Source organism: Trebonia sp., assembly GCF_030042015.1.
Lineage (GTDB): Bacteria > Actinomycetota > Actinomycetes > Streptosporangiales > Streptosporangiaceae > Trebonia.
This window is the reverse complement of the sequence record NZ_JASIAL010000461.1, coordinates 1-6,348: the sequence shown is the minus strand read 5'-3', so window position 1 is coordinate 6,348 and position 6,348 is coordinate 1. Positions and strand designations below refer to the sequence as shown.

Genomic DNA, 6,348 nt, shown 5'->3' with positions numbered 1-6,348 from the left:
GTGGGCGGTGGAGGCGGAGCTGACGCCCAAGCCGGCCGCGCGCACCTTGCGGATCATGACCGGGCTGCTGCTGTGCGCCGAGCACTACGCGGCGCCGTACGACCTGCTGGCCGCCGCGCTTGCCGTGCACCCGGCGCGGCTGCGCGGGATCGTGGCCCGCTGGCGCGCCGCCGGGTACGCGCAGACCGGGACGCTGGGCCCGGATCCTGCGTGGTGCTGGCTGACCAGCGCGGGGATGGCCGGGTGCGGCCTTGCCTACCCGGCGCGTCCGCCGGCGCTGGCCCGGCTGGCGCACATCCGCGCCGTGCTGGCCGCCCGGCTGTGGCTGGAATCCGGCCAGGCATACGCCGACGGCCGGGCGTGGTGGCGGTCGGAGCGGCGCATCCGCGCCGCGCTGGCATCCAACGCCGACGCCGCGCACCTGCCGGACGCGGAGATCCACTGGCCGTCCATCGACGCCAGCCCGTACGCCGGGCAGGTGTGGGCGGTGGAGGCGGAGCTGACGCCCAAGCCGGCCGCGCGCACCTTGCGGATCATGACCGGGCTGCTGTCCCCGCCCCGGTACGCGCAGGTGGTGTACCTGACCGCCCCGGCCGCCCGCCCGGTCGTCACCCGGGCGGCAGCGGACCTGCCCGAAAGCTTGCGCGGCCGGGTCGCGGTCCGCGACCTCCCTGCCGCCGCGTTCCTGCCGGGGGTGCCCGGGTGAACGTGTGGCGGGTGCTGCGCCTGCTGGCCGTGCTGTGGCTGCTCAAGCGGGCGTTCCGGCTGCTGCGCGCCCTGATCCTGACCGCGATCGTAGTAGCGCTGTGGCCGGTCACGCTCACCGCCGCGGTCGCCGCGTTCGCGGCGTGGCTGCGGGGGTGGCCGCCGGCCCGGCTGTACTGGGCCGCCGCCTGGTCCGCCCCGGTGACGGCCGTGTACCTGATCGCCGCCGCGCTGCAGGCCCGCTCGTGGCGCGCGGTGGCGCTGGCCCGGCTGGCGCACATCCGCGCGGTGCTGGCCGCCCGGCTGTGGCTGGAGTCCGGGCAGGCATACCAGGATGGCCGGGCGTGGTGGCGGTCGGAGCGGCGCATCCGCGCCGCGCTGGCGTCCAACGCCGGCGCCGCGCACCTGCCGGACGCGGAGATTCACTGGCCGTCCATCGACGCCAGCCCGTATGCGGGGCAGGTGTGGGCGGTGGAGGCGGAGCTGACGCCCAAGCCGGCCGCGCGCACCTTGCGGATCATGGGCGGGCTGCTGTCCCCGCCGCGGTACGCGCAGGTGGTGTACCTGACCGCCCCGGCCGCCCGCCCGGTCGTCATCCGGGCCGCCGCGGAGCTGCCCGCGCCGCTGCGCGGCCGGGTCTCGGTCCGCGACCTGCCATCGGCCGCGTTCTTGCCGGGGGTGCCCCGGTGAGCGTGTGGCGGGTGCTGCGCCTGCTGGCCGTGCTGTGGCTGCTCACGCGGGCGTTCCGGCTGCTGCGCGCCCTGATCCTGGCCGCGCTCGTGGTGGCGCTGTGGCCGGTCACGCTCACCGCCGCCGCCGCCGCGTCCGCGGCGTGGCTGCGGGGGTGGCCGCCGGCCCGGCTGTACCGGGCCGCCGCCTGGTCAGCCCTTATGACGGCCGTGTACCTGATCGCCGCCGCGCTGCAGGCCCGCGCCTGGCGCGCGGTGGCGCTGTTCCCGTTGTGGGACTGGCAGCAGGCCTCCCGCCTGCTGCTGCACGCCGATATCGCCCGCGTGGTGTGGCTTATCGCCCCGGTGGCGGTGCCGGTGGGCCTGGCGGCTGGCGGGGCGGTGTGGGCGTGGCGGACCTGGTCGGTGATGACCGGGACCTCCGGCCGGTCGGCATTCGCGCCGGCCGTCTTCGACGCACGCCAGTGGCGCCGCCAGGTCCGCGCGGCGCGCGGCGCGCTGTCCGCCCCCGGCGCTGTCCCGCTCGTCACCACCTCGGGGATGGTGCCAGTCGGCGCGGTGATCCGCGTCGTGGGCCGGTCCTGGACCCCTGTGCTGGCGGTCCCGGCGGCGTTGTTCGCCCGGCACATGGTGATCGTGGGCAGTTCCGGGTCGGGGAAGACGAACCTGATGATCCGGCTGTGGGCCGGCTGGTACGCCGCCGCCCAGGCCGCGGCCGGGCGGGGGAAGCCGCGTCCGCTGCTGTGCGCGCTGGACTGCAAGGGCGGCCCGGATGCCCGCGCCAAGGCCGATCGCACCCGCCGCGTGCTGCGCGGCGTGGGCGCCCGCCGAGTCGCGGTGTGGCCGGATGAGGCGTCGCTGTCGCTGTGGGATCTGCCCGCCCGGGAGCTGGCGGTGCTGCTGTTCCAGCTGACCGAGCACGGCACCGGCGCCGCCGCCTACTACGCCGACATGATCCAGGCCATCCTCACGATGGCCGTGTGCGCGCCCGGCCCGCCCCCCGCCAGCGCCGCCGCCTTCCTGGACCGGCTCGACCCCGGCTGGCTGGACGCCGCCTACGCCTGCGGGCGCCCCGGCGAGCAGGCCGCACTCCGCGCGGCCCGCCCGCACATCGGCGACATCCAGCTCCGCTACGCCACCCTGCTGGGCCGGCTCGGCCCGGCCCTGGACGGACCCGGCCGGCTCGCCGACGCCGACGCCTGGTACTTCATCCTCGAAGGCACCAGCGAACCCTCGGTCGCCGAGGCCCAGGCGATGGCCATCACCGAACTCATCGCTTACGCCGCCACCAGCCGGCACACCGAGCCGAGGGCGATGCTGCTGGCCGCCGATGACTACAGCGCGGTCTCCCGCCGCGTCCCGCTGTCGAACCTGTACGAGCGCGGCCGGTCCCTCGGCCTGGGCGTCATGGTCTCCGCCCAGTCCTGGCAAGGCCTCGGCCGGGACGAGGACGAAAGGTACCGGATCGCGGCCACCGCCGACGGCGGCCTGTGGCTCATGCACACCCCCTACCCCGAACCCCTCGTGCAACTAGCCGGCACCCGGCGGGTGCTGGAAACCGCGCACAAGCTCATCGGCGCCACCTGGGGAGACGAAGGCACCAGCCGCATCCAGCACGCCTGGACCGCCGACCCCGACCTAATCCGGCAACTGGATACCGGGCAGGCCTGCTACATCCACCGCGGCACCGCCACCTACCTGCAAGTCGCCCGCCCCAAACCCTCTCCGCTATCCCTGCCGACCGCCACCACCCCGGCCCGCCCGGTGCTCATCCCGCCCACACACGCCTACCCTGACCGGCACCAGGACGACGACCGGGGCCCGCCGACCATGCCGCTGCCCGTGGTGGCCGGGCTGGAGGACGTCCTGGGACCCGGAGGCAGCCAGTGAACCCGTTCACCGCGCTGCGGCTGCCCGCCGACCCCGGCCTGACCGATGACCAGGTCCGCGGCGCCTGGCGGACAATCGCCGCCGCCACCCACCCCGACCGGCCCGACGGCGGGGACCCGGCCGCCTACACCGCTGCAGCCGCCGCCTACGCCCAGCTCCGCACCCCGTGGGGACGGTCAGAGGCGCTCGCCGACCTGCTCGCCGGCTACGTGCCGCCCCCGGACCCGCCGGCCCGCACGCCCGCCGCCGCAGCCTGGCGCGCCGTCGTGGTCATCCCGGCCCGGATCAGGCACGGACGGCCCGGCAGGCTCGCCGCCCGCGCGGTCATCGCCGCCGCGATCGCACTCGCCGGCACCTACCTGATCCCCGGCACCCCGTCCGAGCCGGCCGTGGCGGCCGGGGCCGCGCTGTGGTGGGTGCTCACCGGGCGCGGCGACCTCGCCCCGCCCCCCGGACGGTGACCGCGGTGCAAAGGCGGGGTGCCTCCGGCGGGACCTCGGGCTCCAGGATGGGCCAGGGCACAAGCTCCCCGGTCCCGCTGCGGCTGGGGCAGTGGGCGGGTCATCCCGTCACCGCCGGCCAGGCAGCGCCTAGCAGACCGGGCCGGGCCGGTCACGGTCGTTCGTCCGCCGGGCGCTCCACCATGACCGGCCCGGCCCGGCCCGCTACCCCCGGGGGGTGGCCGACGGTGACGGGATGACCCCCGGGGGGCGCGCCCGCGCACAAACCGCGCGGCCCCGCCCCCCGCAAAACCAAGCCAGGAAACACCGTTAAAACAGCAGAGGAAACGATCACCCGGACAGAGGGAAATAAATGATAGAGAACAATATGCAGGCTTCTGACCAGGAAGAACAGGCCAGTAATTCGCCGCCGTTAATGGACGGTGCGCGCATTATCAGCTACAATTTCAGTGAAGGGGAAAGGCCCGGCGGAATGAAAATCCGGGCGAAGATCCGGATAGTAAAAGGCAGGCAGGCCGAGGCGGTGAACGCCGCGCAGGCCGAGGCGATCAGGGAGCTACTGATATGGGTACGCCAGCACCGCAGCCAGGCACAGCCGCGCGGACTATAGGGATGGTGGCGATGGCGTTCGTCGGCCGGACCTCCACCGCCACCCTGCAGGACCCGGTGACCTCGCTGCACCGGCAGATGCGCCGGGCCGAGGAACGTCTCCCGGAGGGGTTCTACATCGCCCGCTGGTACTGGGATGTGGAATCGGGCGGCACCGACCTGGACGAGCGGTCCCGCACCGACGTATGGGAGCAGTTCGCCGAAGCCGGGCTGCCCCGCGATGGCGGGATGGCCCAGCTTCGGGAGGCCATCGGCTCCGGCCGGCCCCCGTTTTCGGCGGTGATCTGCGAGAACATCGAGCGGTCCGGCCGGGACATGTACGACGCGCTGCGCCTGGAGAGAGAGCTGCGCCGGGCCGGCATCCCGGTGTTCGCCACCGATGAGCCGATCGACGCCCAGGCCCCCGAGGCCTCCACCATCCTGGTCCGGCGGGTCAAGCAGGGCATGGCGGAGTTCTACCGGTACAACCTCAAGGCCCAGATGTGGGAAGGCCTCAAGCAGTACGCCATCGCCGGGTACAACACCGGCCCCGTCCCCTACGGCTACCTCGCCGACCGGACGATCCACCCCAACCCGATGAAGGCATCGATGGGCGCCACCCGCGCCCGGCTGGTCATCGACCCCGACCGCGGCCCGTGGGTCACCCGCATGTTCGAATGGCGGGTGTATGAGCAGCTGGACTGCAACGGCATCGCCCGCCGGCTCACCGCGATGGGCGCGCCGTCCCCGGGCGGCGGGCCGTGGGATTACCAGAGCGTGTACCAGATGCTGCGCAACCCCAAGTACACCGGGCGGATCGTGATCGGCCGGACCCGCAACGCCGGCACCGGCAAGCGGGCCGGGGAGCGGAAGATCCGCGCCGTGCCGCGCGAGCACTGGACCTGGGCCGCCGACGGGAACGAGCACCCGGCGCTGGTGTCCATGGAGCTGTGGGAGGCCGCCCAGGGAACCGGGTACCAGCGCGGCAACACCCGCGACCACACCGCCCCGCCCGCCGGGAGCCACCTGTACCCGCTGCGGTCCCGGATCACCTGCCACCAGTGCCAGCGGCGGATGTGCGGGATGACCGCCCCCGGCACCAGCCGCACCTACTACATCTGCCCGCACAACCCCAACAACCCCCGCCACGCCGCCCGCAGCCCAGAGCATGTGCGCGCCGCGTTCCGCGACCACGACATCTACGCCGCCGTCGACGGCATCCTGCGCCCGCTGCTCGGCCACGACCACGCCGCCATGCTCGCCGCCCAGCTGCCCGCCACCCAGGCCGATGCCAGCGCCCGCGCAGCCGCCCAGGCCGGACAGTTGCGCCGCCGCATCGCCCAGGCCGATACCGCCATCGCCGGGCTGATGACCCAGCTGGAACAACTCGGCGACGACACCACCCCGGCCGCCGCCGCCTACCGCGACCGCATCCGCGCCCAGTTCACCGCCCGCTACGACGAGCAGACCGCCGCCCAGGGCGAACTCGACACCCTCACCGCCGCCCAGCCGCCCGCCACCGACCCCGCCCTGCTGGACGAACTGCCCTACGCCCCCGGCCTGCTCGACCAGGCCCCCGACCACATCAGGGCACGCGTGTACGCCGCGTTCCAGGTCCACGCCCTCTACCGCGCCCAGCCCCGCCAGGCCACCATCACCGCCACCATCACCGACCAGACCCCCGGCGTCATCCAGGCCCTGCTGGGCGACCCCCGCACCGACCACGACACCGCAGGCCAGGCGCGTAAAAACCCGACAATTGCCCCTCCAGCGCCGACAACCCTTCCCGTTAACCGGTCAGCCCGGTCTCCCGCGCCACGAACGCCAGGCAGTCCCCGGCAAGCGCGGCCGACAGCGACACCGCCCGCTGCCCGTGCCCCACCTGGCCCTCCGCGCGCAGCAGCACCGGCCGCGACGACGCCGTCGCGTGCTGCAGCGCCGCGCACATCTTGTACGCGTGCAGCGGGTCCACCCGGGTGTCGTTGGTGAACACGGTGAACAGCACCGCGGGGTAC

General features: G+C 74.4%; 6 protein-coding genes and 1 pseudogene. 6 read left to right on the top strand and 1 reads right to left on the bottom strand.

Annotated features, from left to right (window positions below; genetic code table 11):
- From Q1N79_RS24700 to Q1N79_RS24675, 6 genes and pseudogenes are all read left to right on the top strand, one after another.
- On the top strand, nucleotides 1-706 hold a 706-nt coding region (locus tag Q1N79_RS24700), incomplete at its 5' end, for a hypothetical protein (protein WP_300612919.1).
- Nucleotides 703-1,395, top strand: a complete 693-nt coding sequence (locus Q1N79_RS24695; RefSeq protein ID WP_300612917.1) for a hypothetical protein — start codon at nucleotides 703-705, stop codon at nucleotides 1,393-1,395. The genes Q1N79_RS24700 and Q1N79_RS24695, both read left to right, overlap by 4 nt.
- Nucleotides 1,392-3,284 carry a hypothetical protein gene (locus tag Q1N79_RS24690; protein ID WP_300612915.1) on the top strand — a complete coding sequence of 631 codons (1,893 nt, stop codon included), beginning with the start codon at nucleotides 1,392-1,394 and terminating at the stop codon, nucleotides 3,282-3,284. The genes Q1N79_RS24695 and Q1N79_RS24690 overlap by 4 nt, the downstream gene beginning before the upstream one ends.
- Nucleotides 3,281-3,745: a hypothetical protein gene (locus tag Q1N79_RS24685; protein ID WP_300612913.1), complete on the top strand. Its 465-nt coding sequence runs from the start codon at nucleotides 3,281-3,283 to the stop codon at nucleotides 3,743-3,745. The genes Q1N79_RS24690 and Q1N79_RS24685 overlap by 4 nt, the downstream gene beginning before the upstream one ends.
- 352 nt (nucleotides 3,746-4,097) lie before the next feature.
- Nucleotides 4,098-4,355 (top strand): hypothetical protein, encoded by a 258-nt coding sequence (locus tag Q1N79_RS24680; protein ID WP_300612911.1) that lies wholly within the window; start codon nucleotides 4,098-4,100, stop codon nucleotides 4,353-4,355.
- Nucleotides 4,310-5,290: pseudogene (locus Q1N79_RS24675) on the top strand (recombinase family protein); the annotation flags it as partial. The gene Q1N79_RS24680 and the pseudogene Q1N79_RS24675, both read left to right, overlap by 46 nt.
- Before the next feature lie 832 nt (nucleotides 5,291-6,122).
- Here Q1N79_RS24675 and Q1N79_RS24670 read toward each other — a convergent pair.
- A partial coding sequence (locus tag Q1N79_RS24670; protein WP_300612909.1) for a prolyl oligopeptidase family serine peptidase occupies nucleotides 6,123-6,348 on the bottom strand: 226 nt, incomplete at its 5' end.

Coding starts and splice junctions, on each gene's coding strand:
- Q1N79_RS24680 (WP_300612911.1), top strand. CDS start 4,098: ATGATAGAGAACAATATGCAGGCTTCTGACCAGGAAGAACAGGCCAGT.